Origin of the sequence: Micromonospora arida, assembly GCF_042873195.1 — a bacterium.
GTDB lineage: Bacteria > Actinomycetota > Actinomycetes > Mycobacteriales > Micromonosporaceae > Micromonospora > Micromonospora arida.
Genome location: NZ_JBIALC010000004.1, coordinates 134,600 through 151,128, shown reverse-complemented (window position 1 = coordinate 151,128; position 16,529 = coordinate 134,600). Strand labels below are relative to the sequence as shown.

The window sequence follows — 16,529 nt, the reverse complement described above, 5'->3', positions numbered from 1 at the left end:
ATGCAACGGCTGTTGAATGCGGCCAACTGGCTCACCGAGGCTGTCCACGACGCCCTGCGTGGCTATCCGACAATGCACACAGGTCAACCCGCCACCTCGGCCGTCGTCGTGTCGAAGTCAACCCGCCAGTAGATCTCGGCAGCCGAAACCGGGTTCTCGTCCGTCCCGGGCACCGCGCGAATCGCGAGTCGAGTCGATCAGCGCGCGTCCATCACCGAGCTTAGAACCAATCCGTGGCCGTCCCGCCATCCGGCTCCAGCCCAAACCGGCGAATTCGCTGCCAGCCGGGGTCGTCGGAGTACGCATCGGCCAAGATCGTCAGGCAATTACTGTCGCCGGCGTCCGTCGCGCGCCGCGCCAATCTTTCCGCCTCTTGAGCCTGGCCGCTGTTGCCACGAACCACGACGAGGCTCCCGAAAGCGGACACGTCTCCGGCGCACGCTGCACGCTCAGCAAAAGCCTCCGCCTCGTCGCGGTTGCCCTTGTCTTCGCACGCTTCGGCCAACAGCACGAGGTCACGCGGGTCCGCCCCGCGCCCGGCAGATTCTGCTTCGGACACACGCCGCCGAAGACTCCGCTCCAGCTTGTCCGCACCACCACTCCGCTGTTGGATGTCCCCCAACGGCCGACGAGCGAAGACCTGGACGCAATTCATAGCCTGCGCGCGGAGCTCTGCTGCCTCACGCGCGTCACCGGCTTCGGAGCGAAGGCGTGCTAGCTGCCTGAGCGGTCGCGCCCCCTCGAAACCGGCCGTTTCGACCGCTTCTCGTAGCCACTGTTCCGCGCGGCCATTGTCTCCTTGCGATTCAGCAAGCTGAGCCAGCAATTGCTGAGCCTTAGCGTCGTGCTTACCTGCCGCCAGTATCAGCCACCGTTCAGCTTCATCGATCTCTCCCCGAGCGACGAGAAGGCGGGCAAGCTCAATCTGCGCGTCCGTACCGCCACCGGCCGCCGCTCGCCGGTAGTGCAGTTCGGCTTGATCGAGGTTTCGGGATCGAGCGTGCATGTCACCAAGCAGAACGAGTGCCTGGACGTTGCCGAGCTCCGCAGCCCGCTCGAACAACATGGCTGCGTGCCGGAGGCGCCACCTGGTCGCCGCCGCGGACCCAAGCGACACGAGGACTCCGGCGTCGGCGAAGTGATCAGAGGCCGCCTGCCAGAACTCCACCGGCGGGACCTGGAAACACCTGCTAATTCTGCCCCACTGCGCCAGGTAGTCACTCACGGTGAAACCCGCTTCGCCCTGCTCACTCTGCCCCGGCTTCTGCCTCCGCCGCGTTACTAGTCCGGATGCACCACGGCACCTGGCGCCTGCGAAAGCCAGTGCCTGGTCCAACCAGTCGTCGCTGGTCGACTGCCATTCGGAGTCCGACAGATACCCGACAGCAGCGTGCTCCAAAAAGGATCGGGGCGGGTCCAGGTCAGCGACGAGCCGACGAAGGTCGATCGTGGCATCGATAACCGCTCGAGCCGCGGAGGGAGCAGCTTCATACCGCTCGACTATGGCCGGCCCAGCCGCTAGGTATTGCGTGATCTCGCCAGACCTGGAGAAGGCAAGGGCTTGCCGCAAGCGCGGGTCGTCGCCTCCCGCGGCGCCGACGGCGGCCAACTCCTCTGGGCTGAACCGCCCAGGGATCGGCAACTCGTTGCCGGCAACGAGGATACGAGCCTGCGCGTACAGATCCGCCTGGTCCGGAGGAGGGGCCATTGTGATCCTGTTGAGGTAGTCCGGCCAGATCGTTCCCACGATGAGCACCGGCGCACGCTCGTGATCACGAAGGAGTTCGCGCAAGTTCGCGGCCACCACCTCGCTCACACTGGGATCGGGTGAAACCAGGTAATGCTGGAGTTCGTTCAACCAGACAACCGTGAACGGGGGTATCCGCGCCAACCCATCAAGCACGGCCTGCGACGGCGATGGCGAGATGGGGTGCCACACCGTCCACCGCGCGGGCAATTGCTGGATCGCCTCCCAGCACGCCCGTGTCTTGCCCGACGAAGACCCACCCACGAGAACGATGAACTCGCTCGTACCATCGCAAGCATGCTGCACGCTCTGACGGAGAATTTCGTCGTGCGGTCGTAAGAAGTATCGAGGGAGCTCGGGAAGCGCTGCTCCGGCTCCGCCTGGAGCGGTGATGGCTCGGTGAACCTCGAGATCGAACGGGTCGAGTTCGGTGACCGGCACCAACCGCAGCTCAAGCGTCTCTAATGCAGGCGGAAAGGGATCAACGACAACGGTGTGGTGATAGCTCACCGGACCGGAGTGTCCAATGCTGAGTCCGCCCGTCCCAGTGGCCACTCCGCCATTAATGACGGTCGTGGGCTCTTCAGCTGGGGCGTCGCCTCTCTCCGGCAAGGACTGTCCCACGTCATCGCCGGGCCGGCGCGGGTACTGTGTGGCTTCTCCCGTCGCGACCTGCCCGCCTGTCGCAACACCGACAGTCTGCCCCGACCCATGACCGTGAACACCATTGTTGATGGTGATCCTTGGCTGCGGTGACGCGCTGGTGGACGTCGATTCACGCCGCCCGGCCCGCACCTGGAGCACGAGCGCAGCGACCACGAGGGGGAACGAGAGGATCGCCACCACCCAGCTCAAGCCTTCAATAACAGTCCGTAATGGATCACTCTCACTCGGCAGCCACAACAGAAGGCCGTATCGGAGCAGCGCCCACATCCCCGCTGCCGCAACAACTATCACCAGAGCCGCGACGAGACCTCGACGCCACTGCCTCAAAGTCAACTCCTTCCGCCCTCCCCCGGGCTGGCGGGTTTTAGAGCGCAGCCTAACGCAACCTGCGAGTTGAACTCCGTTCGAGGCAAAGCCGACCTACCCGTCGGCTATTCACTGTCTGCGCCGGCTGCTCTGCCCGCCGCAATAGCTCGCCCGCACGTTGGGTTGAGCCTCAAGGTTTCCGGACCGCTCGGCTGGCGATGCCCGGCCGTTCGAATGACCAGGAGTCGCCTGATCGGCATCCCTGGCTGTGGAACAGTTTCCGCCGCGGTGTTCGAGTTCAAGTCGGTCCGCCCAAGCCGTAGAATGCGCCGATGCAGATTCGGCGGGTCATCGCTCGCAACTTCCGCGGCATTCGGCACGCCGACTGGTCACTGCCTCGCCAGCGATTTGTGTGCCTGGTCGGTCCCGGCGACAGCACTAAGACGACCTTGCTCGACGCCATTGCGCTCGTCCTGAGCCCACGATGGACGGTCCAGTTCACCGACGCTGACTTCCACCGGTGTGACGTCTCCCAGCCCATCGTGCTCCAACTCCTGATCGGCGATCTGGACGACACGATGCTGGCCGACAGTGCTTTCGGCCTCGACCTGTGCGGACTTGCCGAGAGTGGGCAGCTGCTGCACGACCCGGTTGACGGCGCCGAAGAGTGCGTCCTGCTGCAGCTGCGCGTGGATGAAGACCTTGAGGCTGAGTGGACTGTCATGCGGCCTGGTTCCACCGAGACCACCCAGCCTCTCACCGCTTCCAAGCGCAAGGCGCTTGGCCTGTTCCGCATCGACGAGCGAGTCGACACCCACCTGCGGTGGGGCCGTGGCTCCGCGCTCACTCGGCTCACGGAGACCTCTGGTGCGAGCCAAGCCGTCACCCTGGCGGGGCGGGCTGCGCGCAACGCCGTCTTCGACGCGTCTCATACCGCCCTGCAGGCAGCGGCCGACACGGTCGCTTTGGCCGCCAGCAGTATCGGCGGTGCTGCTTACACGGGCTTGCGGCCGGGGTGGGACCCGTTGGCGGTCGCTTCGACGGGCGCCCTGCTGCTGCATGAAGGAGCCGTGCCACTCACGCACGCAGGCCTGGGCACTCGTCGACTGACCAGCATCGCCGTTCAGGAAGGCGCTGCGCTCAATGGGCACGTCATGCTGGTCGACGAGATTGAGCAGGGCCTTGAGCCGCATCGGCTGCTGCACGTGTTGCACCGGGTGAAGCAGCGTGCGATTGGCAGCCGTGGACAGGTCATCGTCACCACCCACTCACCCTCCGCTGTACAGGCTCTCGAAACGGCGGATATCTGCGTGGTGCGGAGCACCGCCGGCGAGACCACCGTGCGCCAGGTCCCCGACGTCGTCCATGACGCCCAGTCGTCCCTGCGAGCCTGCCCCAGCGCGGTACTGGCCCGCAAAGTCATCGTGGGCGAAGGTAAGACCGAGGTCGGTATGGTCCGCCACCTCATGCGGGCCTGGGATACCGAACAGATCGACGCCGACCAGCCGACACATGCTGCGCTCGGCGTCGCCCTGGCCGACGGAGGCGGCAAGACCGCACCCGTGCGGGCCAAGGTCTTCCAGGACCTCGGCTTCAGCACGCTGCTGCTCGTGGACAACGACGACCCGAACTTCGACGCAGACATCGCCACCGCCACTCACGCAGGCGTCGCCGTGATCCGCTGGCAGGCCGGGCACTCTACGGAGGCCGAGATCACCTCGGCACTCGACATCGACGGACTTTCGGACTTGTTGCAGCTGGCCGCCGAGCTCAGCGGTGAGGACCCGGTCCGCGACGCGGTCGTCGCCAAGCTAGATCGGGTCCCCGCACCGGGCCAGCTGAGCCCTGCCTCATGGCTGGAGGCCGGCCATGCCCTACCTGAGCTGCAGCGAGCCGTTGCCGCAGCGGCCGGGAAGAAGGCATGGTTCAAGCGCGAAGACCCCGGTGAACGGCTGGGTGCGTTCGTCCTCGATCACTGGGACCAGTTCAAGGGCGTCGCGCTGGGACACCGCCTCGCGGACCTGCACAGTTTCATTTACGGAGACAGCCATTACTCCCAATGACGAACTGCTCGCCGTCGCCCGCAAGGTCCGCCAGACGATGCCGTGCTCTGTGCAGCTGCCTGCAGGTACTGGCAAAACCCATGTCATCGCCGCCGTCGGCTCTCTAGCTGCCAACGCCGGCGAGAGAACCCTGGTCCTTACTCACACCAACGCCGGAGTTGACGCGCTTCGACGAAGAATGACCGCCTTCGGGGTCACGCAGAGGCATGTACGCGTGGAGACAATCGCGAGCTGGTCTCACTCCCTGGTGAACCGCTACCCGCAGCTCGCGCAGTTCTCGGCGCCGCAACTGCCGAACTGGTCTGACTCGCTGCGCTACTACACCGGCGCCGAGCTTGTCGTATCCAGCCGCGCCATTCGCCGCGTACTGGCAGCCAGCTACGACTTGGCGGTCGTTGACGAGTACCAGGACTGCGGAGCCGACCAGCACGCCCTCATCCGTGCCCTGGGCGAGATCCTGCCGGTGGCTGTCTTCGGCGACCCACTGCAGAGCATTTTCAACTTCGGCGGCAACGTGCCAATCACCTGGGAAACGGACGTCGCGGCACGATGGCCGAACACGGAACTCCCGGCGCGGCCGTGGCGCTGGCTTAGCCACAACGAGGTCCTTGGGGAGTGGCTAATCAAGGTACGTACCGACATCATCACCGGTGCCCCCATCGTCCTCGACGAATCCGCACCGGTGACCTGGATCGCCGCCGACCCCGCCAACCGGGCACGTGCCTGCTTCGGCCACCGGACCGCAGTCGGGTCTGTGGTGGCCATCGGCGACTTGCCCCACGATGTCGCATCCCAGGCCCGAAACCTTGGTGGTCTCTATACCGTAATGGAGGAAATCGAGGGCAAGGAGATGATGAAGTTCGCCGCCTTCGTCGACAAAGGAGATCCTGCGACCGTCGCCTCCGAGACCGCCAAGTTCGCCAAGACCTGCGCCGCCAAGCTTGCGGACGTCCTCGACACCGCTGTGCTGAAGAAGCTTGCAGCCGGCCAAAGCGTTGCCCACCTGAAACGCCAAGGTGCCCAAGACGCGCTCGTCCGATTGTCTGTGCTGCTCGATGATCCGTCACCCGCACGAGTGCACGAAGCCCTCAACGCCCTCGATTCCGTGCCGACCACGAAGATCTTTCGTCACGACGCCTGGTACACGATCCTGAACGCCCTGCGAATCGCCACTTCGGGCACCACCGACGTGGCGGCAGCCGTGACGCAACTCCGCAACCGCGCACGCGTCACAGGCCGCCGGACGACACAACATGTCATCTCACGCCCTGTCCTGATCAAGGGTCTCGAGTACGACCATGCGATCATCCTTGATGCCGATGCCCATCACCCGACCAGCCTCTACGTGGCAATGACAAGGGCCCGCCGGAGCCTCACCATCGTCAGCCGCGAGCCCGTCCTCCGGCCAGACGCCAAGTAGTAAACGTGGTGTTTGGACTGCAACCGTCGAGGTGTCGGCGCGCTTGCTGCGGTAGGCCGGCTACCACGCCGGGCAGCCTCCCGCGACACCACCAACGGATCCGGTCGATCAGCACACCGATCTGCTTGAACTCCAGGCCTTCGGCCAAGCCACGGGATATCTCCTCGCGATCAGCCAGGGTCAACGTTGCACGCACGGCGAAACAACCTGTCCCACCCAATCAGCAAGATCAAAAGCTCCGACCGACTGAACCTGCCCCGCGCTGCCTCCGAGCGGATTTGGGTCAGCACGCTGGAGGGCCAGAGCGCGTGTCGGAGGCCCCTACCAAGCGTGAGACTGGAGAGCGCGTCACGCAGCCTGGCTGACACGCTGCCCGGCTATGTCTGAACGAACCGCGTCGGCTCCTGCAGGACAGCGGTTGCGCCACCGAGGTCGGCGAGGCGAGACGCCAGCGTCGCCAGCGCGAGCCGCTCCGGCAGCGCTTCACTGAACTTGAGGCCGTCGAGAGCCTTCTTGTTGACCTCGGGCAAGCACAGACGCTGATCTGCGTCGGCGATGAGTTTCCGCCATTCTTCCCGAATGAGATTCGTCCGCAGGCGGATCTGGCAGTCATCGAAGCGTTGGACAGGGTCGACCACCTCGGTCAACGTGGCCGCCAACGTTGCGTTCGCGCGGAAACCGGCCCAGGTCCACCAGCGCAGGTCATCGCCGTGCCGATCGCGAACGATGACGTTGCCACCCGGATGCACCAGCGCGGATCGCTCTTCCCGCTCTTGGGCGAGGCGCTTGGCTGCTCGCTGTGTGAGCTTTACCGGGGGGTCAGCGCCGAGAAGCACCTCGCGCATGGCGCGGCTCAGCTCGAATCCGAGGCCTGCCCAGCCCCCGGTCGTCCAACGAGCTTTCCCGCCGCTCTCGGCGGGTTCGACGAAGCAGCGGCGGCGCCGCCAGTCGATGTAGGTGACCCGCCAACTTCGCCCGTTGAGTAGCAGGCGACGGTCGCCCTGCACCTCCTCCGTGAGCAGCGCGGGGTCGACGCGGCCCAGCTCATCGCGGCCTACCAGGACGGTGAACTCGGGTGCTCCGACGAATACTGCTGTCATGCCCATGAAGTGTCGGTGTCCGAAGCGCCGTTCAGCTTCGGGGCCGATGTAAAGCATGTCGCTGTCGCTGTCGAGGTAGCCCTGATCGATCAGATGGCGAATGATCGGGGTGGCGCCGCGGCCGAAGGGGTCGAGACCGTTCCACCACTGCGGCCAGTTCTGATCCCCCACTCGGTGTTCTTGCAGGCAGAGCGCGAGCATCTGCTGGGCGACGATGTGCCGTGGCTCGGGCGGGGCGACGACTGGCTCGACCCATCCGCGGCCCCAGAGCACCAGCAGAGCCGCAGCCTCCAGCAGGGCGTCGCCGCTGCGGGTGAGGAAGAGGCAGTTGCGGATGCCGCCGGGCCGCCGACCTGTACGCCCGAGTCGTTGCAGGAAGGAAGCCACAGTCGAGGGGGCGTCGATCTGAATGACGCGGTCGAGGTCACCGACGTCGATTCCCAGTTCGAGTGTGCTGGTCGAAACGATGACGCAGTCACGGGCCTCGGCGAACGCCTCTTCCGAGCGTCTTCTTTCGTCTGCGGACAGCGAGGCGTGTGACAGGAAGGTGGTGATGCCGCGCTCCCGCAGGAGACTCCCGAGCTGTTCTACGGCCTGGCGGGATTCGCAGAAGACCAGCCGCTTTTCACCGGAGTGCAGCCCGGCGAGCACGGTGGCAGCATTTTGCAGGGAGCCGACGAAGTCGAGTTCGATCTCGCCCGGCGGAGGTGTTGCCGCAGTCGCTTTCGCGGCGACCGACAGGTCAGGAGCGATGACGCGTCCGGCCCGAACACCCGCGCCGGAGCCCTGCAGCCAGGCCAGCAGGCGATCCGGATTGCCCACGGTTGCCGAGAGCCCGATCCGCTGAACGGGCCGGCCGATCAGGTGGGTCAGACGTTCCAGGACAGCGAGGAGATGCCAGCCACGGTCGTCGCCGGCAAAGGCGTGCACCTCGTCGACGACCACGGTCCGCAGGCCAGCGAAGAACGCCCGATGGTCGACGTTTCGGCTGACCAGCATCGATTCCAGGGATTCCGGCGTGGTCAGAAGCACGTCCGGGCGGGCAGCCAGAATGGCCCGCCGTCGCGACGTGGTGACGTCGCCATGCCAGAGCGCGGCTCGCCGTCCCAACCAGTCGGCGTAGCGTTCCCAGCGCGGCAGCAGATTGTTGAGTAGGGCTTTGAGCGGGCAGAGGTAAAGCACTGAGGTTCCGGACCAGCCCTCGGCTGCCATCCGAGACAACAGCGGAAACGCTGCCGCTTCGGTTTTGCCGCCAGCGGTCGGCGCGAGGAGGAGCGTGTCCTCGCCAGCCAGAAGGGGCCCCACAGCAGCGTCCTGCAGGGGTCGCAGACCCTGCCATTGCAGGGAGTTGACGATGTGGTGCAGCAGGACGGGATGTAGCAGGTCGGCGGCAGTCACACGTCTAGTGTGATGTCGTCGGCGCTTGCGGCGTTGCGTTCCACGTCGGTCATCTCCGCTGCCGACATGGTCGGCGCGTAGTGCTGTCTGGGGTCGAAGTCCGGGAACTGGTCGACGCGGTCGAGGACATCGCCCACCAGCTTCTTCAGGTACAGGCGCGGCACGATGCCGACCTTTCCACCCAGGCCGCCGGCAACGGCACGAGCCAGCTGGTCAAGGTACGCGTCGTCGACCAGAGTCCGAATCCGGTCGGGAGCGGTTGATGCGTCGGCGTAGAGGTCCCGAACGCGGGCGCCCAGCTCGACCAGGGACTCGATAGTGAAGCCCGGCAGGCGGATCTGCACGGCCCTGGGGTTGTCGAATCTCGGGTCCGTGGCGAAGTCGACGGCAAGCCGTTGCGCCAGCGGGGCGAGCCGCTGCACTCCCTGCTGCCCGTCGTAGAACGCCGGCGTGCCGGTGATGACGAGATGCAGCCCTGGGAAGCGGCCGGAGTGAACCTCGTCGATCAGCTGCCGCAGTGCGTTGAGTGCCTTGTCCCGGACGTCGCCACGGACCCGTTGCAGCGTCTCGACCTCATCGAGGACAAGGACCAATCCCGGATGACCAGCGTCCCTCAGGACGGTGAGTAGCCCCTGAAGGAAGGCCATGGCGCCGAAATGGTCGAGCTCGCCGCGGATCCCGGCGGCTCGTTTCGCCGACGCCGAGACCTGCGGTTGTCCGGCCATCCATGCGGCCAAGCCGTCGGCGACGACGGTGTCGCCCGAGCTCAACGCCGCCCGGTAGCCGCGCAACGCCAGCGCGAAGAGCGGGGAGTGCTTGCTGACCTGGGCGAGCCGCTGTTCGAGGAGCCGATCCACCGCCGCGCCCACGTCTGCCTCCGCGGCGGGATCAGCTTCGAGCGCATCGGCTTCCAGCGTGAACAGCCAGGAGTCAAGAACAGCGCGGAACGCGCTGGGTGGTATCGACGCCGTCCGCATGGACTCAGTGATGCGCCGGTACACGGTCTCCAGCCGGTGCAACGGCGTCTGGGTCTCGGAGATCTGCACCTCGGCCGCGGCGAAGCCGCGGCGAAGAGCCCGCTCCGCCAGGTGTCGCGTGAAGAATGTCTTGCCGGCGCCGTATTCGCCCCGCACCGCCTTGAACACGGCGCCACCGGACCTGACCGTGTCGAGCTCACCGTCAAGAGCGGCGGAAAATCGGTCGAGGCCGACTGCGAGCAGGTCGAGTCCACTTTCCGGGACGGTCCCACGGCGAAGCGCGTCGATCACCTCGCGTCGGCGGCGCTGGGAAACGTCCGGCGTCACGCGGGCACCTCGAACTGCTCGGTGAGGAGTGTGACGTCGAGCGTGACCGTGCCGGTGGCTGGTTCGGCGGCCAAGACGGCGTATCCCTCGATGTTGAGCAGTTGCTGAACCTGCGTCAGCGCACCCCGAAGCCGGGTCTGTGCCACTCCTAGGGCTTGGGCTGCGAGGGTGGGTGCCAGCCGGTTGGCAGCTGCCCCCACCAGGGCGTCGATGATGCTCGCGATCTGATCGTCGGTGACGATGAGCCGGCCGGTGATCCTCCGCTGTGCCTTGTAGACGGAACTAGTCACGATGGCGCGGCCGAGTGTCACCGCCGGCTGCTCGGTGGCCTGTGGGCCCATGTCGAACAGGGTCGGGCTGTCCTGTCGGACTCCGCGACTCTTGGTGGTCGCGGCCTTCTGGGCAGGCGGCTCGGCAGGCAGCCGCGGAGCGGGGGCGGAGGTTAGCCACCAGGCAGGTTCCTGCGGCAGCAGCAACTCCAGGCCGGCCCGGTTGCGGGTCTCATCAGGTACGAGGACAGCGACCGGGACGACGACCTCCGCTGCGCTCGCTCCCCCGTGGTAGCCGGCTTTCAGGGGTCCATACCTGAGAGTCTCGTCGACGGCCAGGACGGCTCGGTGGCCGTCGGTGAGGACGCGAGGGCCGCTGACCTCGATCTCGTCGTCCTGGACGGGAGCGGTCGCCGGGCGAGAACGGGCACTGGAAATATTCGGGTACGAACGTTGCGCGCCTTGGCGGCGCTCGACGATGTGACCGTGGTCGGAGGTCACGACGACCGTCCGCCCTGCGGCGGCGGCCCGCGCTAGCAACGGTTCAAGATGTTTGACAGCGTCAGCGGTCCAAACCGTTCCTGCAGGGTCGCTGCGGTCGAGTGCGTCGTCGATCGTGTTCAAGACGACGGTCACCAGCGACAGCTCAATGTCGTCGATGGCGCCGCCGACGTCCGGGCTGACCGACCAGCCCGCTGCCGTCGTATCCACTGCCTTTTTGTGAAAGAGCCGTGCAGTGATCTTTCCGCCTTTGGCGGTGAGTTCGGCGTACCCGTGCAGTTCTTCGGACTGCTGCCCGCGGGTGAGGCGGCCGGTGAGCAAAGCGGCTCGACTCACCTCGGTGACCGACGGCAGCGCCGCAAGCGCTGCGGACCTTCGGCGGTTGCCGGCTCCTGGCAGGGCAGCCTCGAGCCAGCCGAGGCGTGTAGTCGCGTCGGACAGGATCTCCGTCGCGACGGCGGCGCTCATGCCGTCGAGGACGAGCAGCAGCGTGGGTGCCTTGCGGGCGAGCGGGATGACGGTGCCTGGCAGTAACTGCTCCAGGTACCAGATGGTTCCCGAGTCAGCGGGCACGCCGCGGCCGGTAGGGAGCGGCGCTGAGGCGAGCGCCCGGGCGAAGCGACGTTCCTGTGCGCGGCGTCGCTTCTGCGCGACCGTGACGACGGCGTGGAGTGCGCTTGACAAGCTCGGATCGTCAACGCCGCCGAACGCGTCGTTGATCGCCGCGTCAGCCCATGCTTCGCTGTCGAGGTACTGGCGCACGAGAGCGCCGAGTGCAGCGGCATCCGAGGCGGCGCCGGCCGGTGGATCAACCTCCGCGAGCCACCGGACAAGTCGTACCGCGGCCTCGAAGGGAACGCGCAGTGGCGTTGTCGCTTTGAGCCGGTGCGTCTGAACTGCAGCCCAGGCGGTTTCGACGGTGTTGGTGTTGTCGACATGGCCGGGTGAAGCGATTGCCCGGCGCAGGGCGTCGGCAAGCGCGACATATCGCGCTCGTAATCCGCCGGCGAGAAGTCCTGAGTAGCGGGCCAGCGGCTCGGCTTGGAGCTGCTTAAGGATTACGTCGGCCCGGTCGAGGGAGCGCGCGACATCGTCATCGGCACGCCGATCGTGGATCAGGTCGGACAGCAGTGTGTCCGCTGCTTGTCCGAGTGCGGCCAACGCGACCAGCGACGGGCGGGGATCGCCCCACCGCGGTTCGAGCCGGACCAGAGCAAGTTGTGCCTGATGAGCTGTCGGCGGGTCATATCGGTCGGCGGTCAGCAACCGAAGAACCAAACCGAGCGGTACGACGTCGGCGAGTTCGCCGCGAGACAGCAGCGCACGTATCGGGCCTGCCGCCGAGCCCGCCCGCTGGGCGATCCAGTCAAGCGTGGTGTCGGCGAGCAGGTCTCCGACGCTTCGTCGCAAGGCGCCGAGGGAGGCGACGCTCTGCGCAGCGATCGACCAGCGGAGGACGCCAAGGACGTCGGCGGTGTCCGTATCGAAGCCGAGGTGGGTTGCGGCCACGGCACCGAGCGCGTGGGTGCGGGTGAGCACCCCGGCCGGGGCTGCAGGCCAGCCCGCCTGCGGGGTTGCAGCGACCAACGCGGTGGCCAGCTCCCGGTTGTCCGGTCGGCTGGTCAGGGCAGGGTCGATACCGGTGGCAGCGAATCGAGTCCGCACTGCCTCCCACGGGTCAGGGCTGCGTAAGCGCTGCCAGATGAAGTGGGCCAGGATACCGGCGCCGAGGTCGCCATCGTCACGGTCGGTGACGACGACGAGCCAGTCGCCGCCTCGGTGGTCACCGAGCAGCTCGCGGGCGGCCAGCGCCGACTCGGCCGCTCGAACCCGTACGGTTTGGCCCTGATGTTGAAGGTCGGCGGTGATGGCTCGGTCTGGGACGCCACGGATGCCGATGACGCCGCTGCCGTAGTTCTTGGCGCGGGCCTCGTCAACGATGGCAAGCACCATCGATGCGCTTACCCGCGTTGCGACCACGGCGACGGTCACGGCAGCACTCGCCACGTCACCTCGACGGTGACGTCGGGGTTGTCGTTCAAGAAGGTTTGCAGCCGGTCCAAGATGTCTGTGTTCCCCGCTCCGCCTGCCCGACTGGAACTCCCGGCCTTGAGGCCCGGCACCACCGGCGGCTTCGGCTTGGGCCCAGGACCCGGCGGGGGCGCGGTGCTCCCCGCCAACCACCTGAAGATCCCGTCCTCGCAAGAGGCAAGAGCCCGTCCGATCGGGACTGGCAACTCGTCCTGCTCCAGAGCGGTACGCAGGCCGTTGACGACGTCAGCGGCATCCGCGGCGCGGCTTCCCTCGCCGTCCATAGCTGCGCGAAGCGGGTCGAGCCGGTGCCAAGAAAACGCAATGAGCGCCTTTTCAACAGCATCCGCCGAAGCCAGCGATTTACCCGCGGCGACTGGAGTCGCACCGCCGAGATCCGCCTTCGCCAACACCTGGACGAGCTTGACGCCGTCCAGATGACGCAGTTGCTGCATCAGCGCGGAACAGGCTTTGGCGGTCCTCAGCCGGCTACCGTCTGCAATCTCCGCACGTCGATACGCCGTCTCGATCGCTCCCACCAACCCGGGCGCTGTCTTCGACAGTTCCGCTGCCTTGGTGACGACCTGCCCGACGAAATCGGCCACAGCGGGCGCGGTGAGATACGCCCCGGCCGTGATGCCGAGCATCGCGCCGGCCACGGTTCGCGCCGCCTCCCAATCACCGGCGGCCGGCAGTTCCTGGGTACGCAGCTCCATCACCGGGTTGAGCGAGCCAGGCTCCGGTGCAACCGGTAGCGCCATCTCTTGTTGAAACCAAGCCCGCTGCCGCAGCGCCGCCCAAGCGATGACAACCAGGTCGGCGACCTCGTCCCGCAGGCCATGGGCAGGCGAGACGTCCCGGATCCAGCGCCGCAGCTCCGCCACGGTCACCGGACCGTCGGCGGGCTTGCCCTGTTCCTGCGACCGTCGGCCGAGTGCTCGCTCGATCTCCTGACCCCACGGAGTAAACCGATCGTCGCCGAAGAGGTAGTGCATCTCCGTGGCCTTGCCGACGCCGAGCGGCTCCGCGATCCGTCGTACCACGGCGGCGTCGGCCTGAAGCTCGACGCGCTTCTCGCTGTCCGCCGCAGTCTGTGCGACGTACCGAGCAACGGTTTTCAGGTCGCGGACTTTGACCTCCACATCGCCTGGCTCGAACAGCGGATGCGCGGGGTAGAGAGCCTTGAACGCCTGGTCGAGCAGGTTGTTGAAGGCCTGACCGAGCGTGGCACCGACCGGATTTGCCGGGGCGAAGCGCCGTTCGAAGGAGAACAGCGTCCGCTCGTGCGACGCGTCTTCGAGGAGGACGCCCGGGCGCGGTGACGCGGCGCCGTATGCCTGCTGCACCGCGTCCTCAAGGCTGCGCCGCAGCGTGTTGCGCTGGGACTCCAGGATCGACCGGGCCAAGGCACGGTCAGCCTCGTTGAGGTGGTCGGCATGGCCTTGCCAGCGTTCGATGCTGCCGTCGAGCAGCCAGTTGAGGATGACCAGACGCCGCAGCTCGCGAATTTTGTCATTCGACAGGAATCGCGGCAGCCACACAACGGTGCGCTCCTGCACGCCCCGCGCCACCATCTCGTCCAGCCGCTGCAGGTCTTCGACGGTGGAGTGGCCCGGGTCGTCGAACGGATGGTCGATGACGATCCGCCAGGTGTCCGGCGCAGCGCGGAAGTGGTCGTCGGACAGCCAGCTACGGTCGCGGACGTTGCCGAAGAGCACATCGACCTTTCGCTTCGAGCCACGCCAGACGAAGTCGTACGGGTATGCGCCCTGCAGGTCTTGTGACGCCAGAGTGACGCCGAGACTGTCGCTGACAAGGTCCTTCAACAACTCACGGCGTCGGCCCTCGTTGTCCTCAGCCTTGGCCCGCTCCACGATCGATTCGTAGTCGACGTCGGACAGCTGTACCCGAATCGTCGGGTTGCGGTCGTCGCCGTCGAGGTGAATCTCCGGGATGTCCCGGGCCCAGGTGCGCACCTTGGACAGCACCACGGCCGCCTCGCCGCCCGGCAGCGGTGACACGATCGACCCGTGGTTGAGCGACGCGAGCCGGGCCGCGGTAAGCGCCATCAGGGCCGGCACCCTTGGGGCGACGGCCGACAGCAGGAGAGTCTTGGCCAGACGGTCATCCGTACGGAAGCCTGGCGGAACCTTCTCCGCCTCCTCCCGCAGCGTCCGCTCGTCGATGCCGTGGATACCAAGCAGCAGCGGTCGCAGCTTGTCCGTGTATAGCTTGTTGGCTGACCGGAACAGCGCGGCCGCCTCAGCGTCCAACGCCTGCCCGGTCTGGCCCTGAACGACAAGGTCGAAGGAGTCTCCGACCGGAATGATCTGGTCGATGGTCAGGGTCTCGCGCCGGTCGACGAGCATCTGCTGCATCACCTTGAGCGCGGTCCGCTCGCGCTGCATGACGCTGGCGAGGCTACGCAGCGTGGACACCAGGGCCGGCGAGAACGGGTAGGTGAGGCGGAATGCTTTCTCGTCGGACCCGCGATGCCGCTCGTCGGTATTCACGCCATCGAGAAGCACATCCCAGACGGCAGGGCGGCGGTCAATTGTCCCGAAAGCGCCTTCGAGGACCGCGGAAGCCTCAGCGTTCCGGGGCTGCAGGAGACGCCGATTCGCGACGTACGGAAGGTTGTCGTCGCCCAGCGGGATGACCCCGAACCGGCCCTCCTGATGGCGGAAGGCGCGGTCCAGCGCGTCCTGCTCTGCACCGCTGGCGCCGGAGTCGGCGAACCAGCGCCGCAGGTCCATCTGCCGGGCCACAAACGAGATGAGCGGGATGGGCCGCCCGCCGATGGACGACTCGACCAGCTTGGTGAGCTTCTGTGACTCCCGGCGGAAGAACTCGCGGTCCTGCACCGAGAACGCCAGCCACAGGACAAGTTCGTCGAGGAACAACACCACGGCGTCGTAATTGAGGCTCTTGGCGTGCACCGAGATTGCCGCGAGCCCGGTGTCCAGGTCGACGTACTCCGCTTGCTGCGTATACGAGCGGAAGTACGTGTCGACCAGGGCCGACACCAGCTTCTGTCGGCTGGGACTCGCGGCCGAGGCCGCACGCGCCTCGGCGTAACGAACCGCATCCCACTGCCCCTTACCCAGCACGGCGGCCCAGGGGTCGGCAGCGCCGCCGCCCTCGCCGCTTGCCTCGCCGTTGAGACCGGCGAAGAACTGCTGGTCGCCGAGCTGGGCCCGGTAGCGCTCGGCGTCTTCGAGAAGAGCGTCGGACTTGTGTACCGCGGGCAGCGGCGCACCGGGATGGCGTTCGGCGATCTGGCGGATGTACCCCTGGAAGAGGGCTTCCTCCATCGTCCGCGCGCCGAGCAGGTGGAAGGCGAGCGGCAGGATCTTCCGGTCTGCCAGGACAGGATCGTGGCGCGCGACTACGGGCTGAAGCTCGGCCTTGGCGCGGGCAGCGGGCTCATGCTGCAACAGGGCATGCAGCACGGCCATGAAGTGCGACTTACCCGAACCGAACGAGCCGGTGAGGAACGAACCACGGCTCGTACCTGAGGTGATGCCCTCGGCCACCAGCCCCATCGCCGAATCGAACGCCTCGACCAGCGCATCGGTGACGACGTATTCGTCGAGCGTGCGCTGGACGGCGCTTTGCCCTACCGAGTCGGTCAGGCGCAGGACGTAGTCCTCCGCGCCGGCGCGCTCAGGAATGTTGATGACGTCGCGCAGCGGGGTATTCAAGCCTTCTCCTCAAACTGCAT

General features: G+C 66.6%; 7 protein-coding genes and 1 pseudogene. 2 read left to right on the top strand and 6 right to left on the bottom strand.

Features of this window, described 5'->3' with window-relative positions; translation table 11 throughout:
• Positions 1-220 precede the first annotated feature (220 nt).
• The gene (locus tag ACFYP0_RS14890) at positions 221-2,257 is read right to left on the bottom strand and encodes a tetratricopeptide repeat protein (RefSeq protein ID WP_386996288.1); all 2,037 of its coding nucleotides are present in this window, start codon (positions 2,255-2,257) and stop codon (positions 221-223) included.
• A 794-nt stretch (positions 2,258-3,051) separates the two neighbouring features.
• On the opposite strand from ACFYP0_RS14890, the gene ACFYP0_RS14885 reads away from it, so the two are divergent.
• Both ACFYP0_RS14885 and ACFYP0_RS14880 read left to right on the top strand, forming a co-directional pair.
• A complete protein-coding gene (locus ACFYP0_RS14885) occupies positions 3,052-4,782 on the top strand; it encodes an ATP-dependent nuclease (RefSeq protein WP_386996285.1) in 1,731 nt (576 codons plus the stop codon).
• 37 nt (positions 4,783-4,819) lie between these two features.
• Positions 4,820-6,202, top strand: a complete 1,383-nt coding sequence (locus tag ACFYP0_RS14880) for a UvrD-helicase domain-containing protein (RefSeq protein WP_386996283.1) — start codon at positions 4,820-4,822, stop codon at positions 6,200-6,202.
• 56 nt (positions 6,203-6,258) lie between these two features.
• Here ACFYP0_RS14880 and ACFYP0_RS33150 read toward each other — a convergent pair.
• From ACFYP0_RS33150 to ACFYP0_RS14860, 5 genes and pseudogenes are all read right to left on the bottom strand, one after another.
• Positions 6,259-6,386: pseudogene (locus ACFYP0_RS33150) on the bottom strand (helix-turn-helix domain-containing protein); the annotation flags it as partial.
• A 193-nt stretch (positions 6,387-6,579) separates the two neighbouring features.
• Positions 6,580-8,700: a DEAD/DEAH box helicase gene (locus ACFYP0_RS14875; protein ID WP_386996280.1), complete on the bottom strand. Its 2,121-nt coding sequence runs from the start codon at positions 8,698-8,700 to the stop codon at positions 6,580-6,582.
• On the bottom strand, positions 8,697-10,004 hold the full coding sequence (brxD, locus tag ACFYP0_RS14870) for a BREX system ATP-binding protein BrxD (RefSeq protein ID WP_386996278.1): 1,308 nt from the start codon (positions 10,002-10,004) through the stop codon (positions 8,697-8,699). The genes ACFYP0_RS14875 and brxD overlap by 4 nt, the downstream gene beginning before the upstream one ends.
• Positions 10,001-12,766, bottom strand: a complete 2,766-nt coding sequence (gene pglZ, locus ACFYP0_RS14865) for a BREX-2 system phosphatase PglZ (RefSeq protein WP_386996276.1) — start codon at positions 12,764-12,766, stop codon at positions 10,001-10,003. Before pglZ ends, brxD begins: the two co-directional genes overlap by 4 nt.
• Positions 12,763-16,509, bottom strand: coding sequence for a hypothetical protein (locus ACFYP0_RS14860; protein WP_386996273.1), 3,747 nt, complete (start codon positions 16,507-16,509; stop codon positions 12,763-12,765). Before ACFYP0_RS14860 ends, pglZ begins: the two co-directional genes overlap by 4 nt.
• Positions 16,510-16,529 lie beyond the last annotated feature (20 nt).

Excerpts from the sequence above, each read along its gene's own strand:
- ACFYP0_RS14885 (WP_386996285.1), top strand. The coding sequence starts at position 3,052 with ATGCAGATTCGGCGGGTCATCGCTCGCAACTTCCGCGGCATTCGGCAC.
- ACFYP0_RS14880 (WP_386996283.1), top strand. The coding sequence starts at position 4,820 with ATGCCGTGCTCTGTGCAGCTGCCTGCAGGTACTGGCAAAACCCATGTC.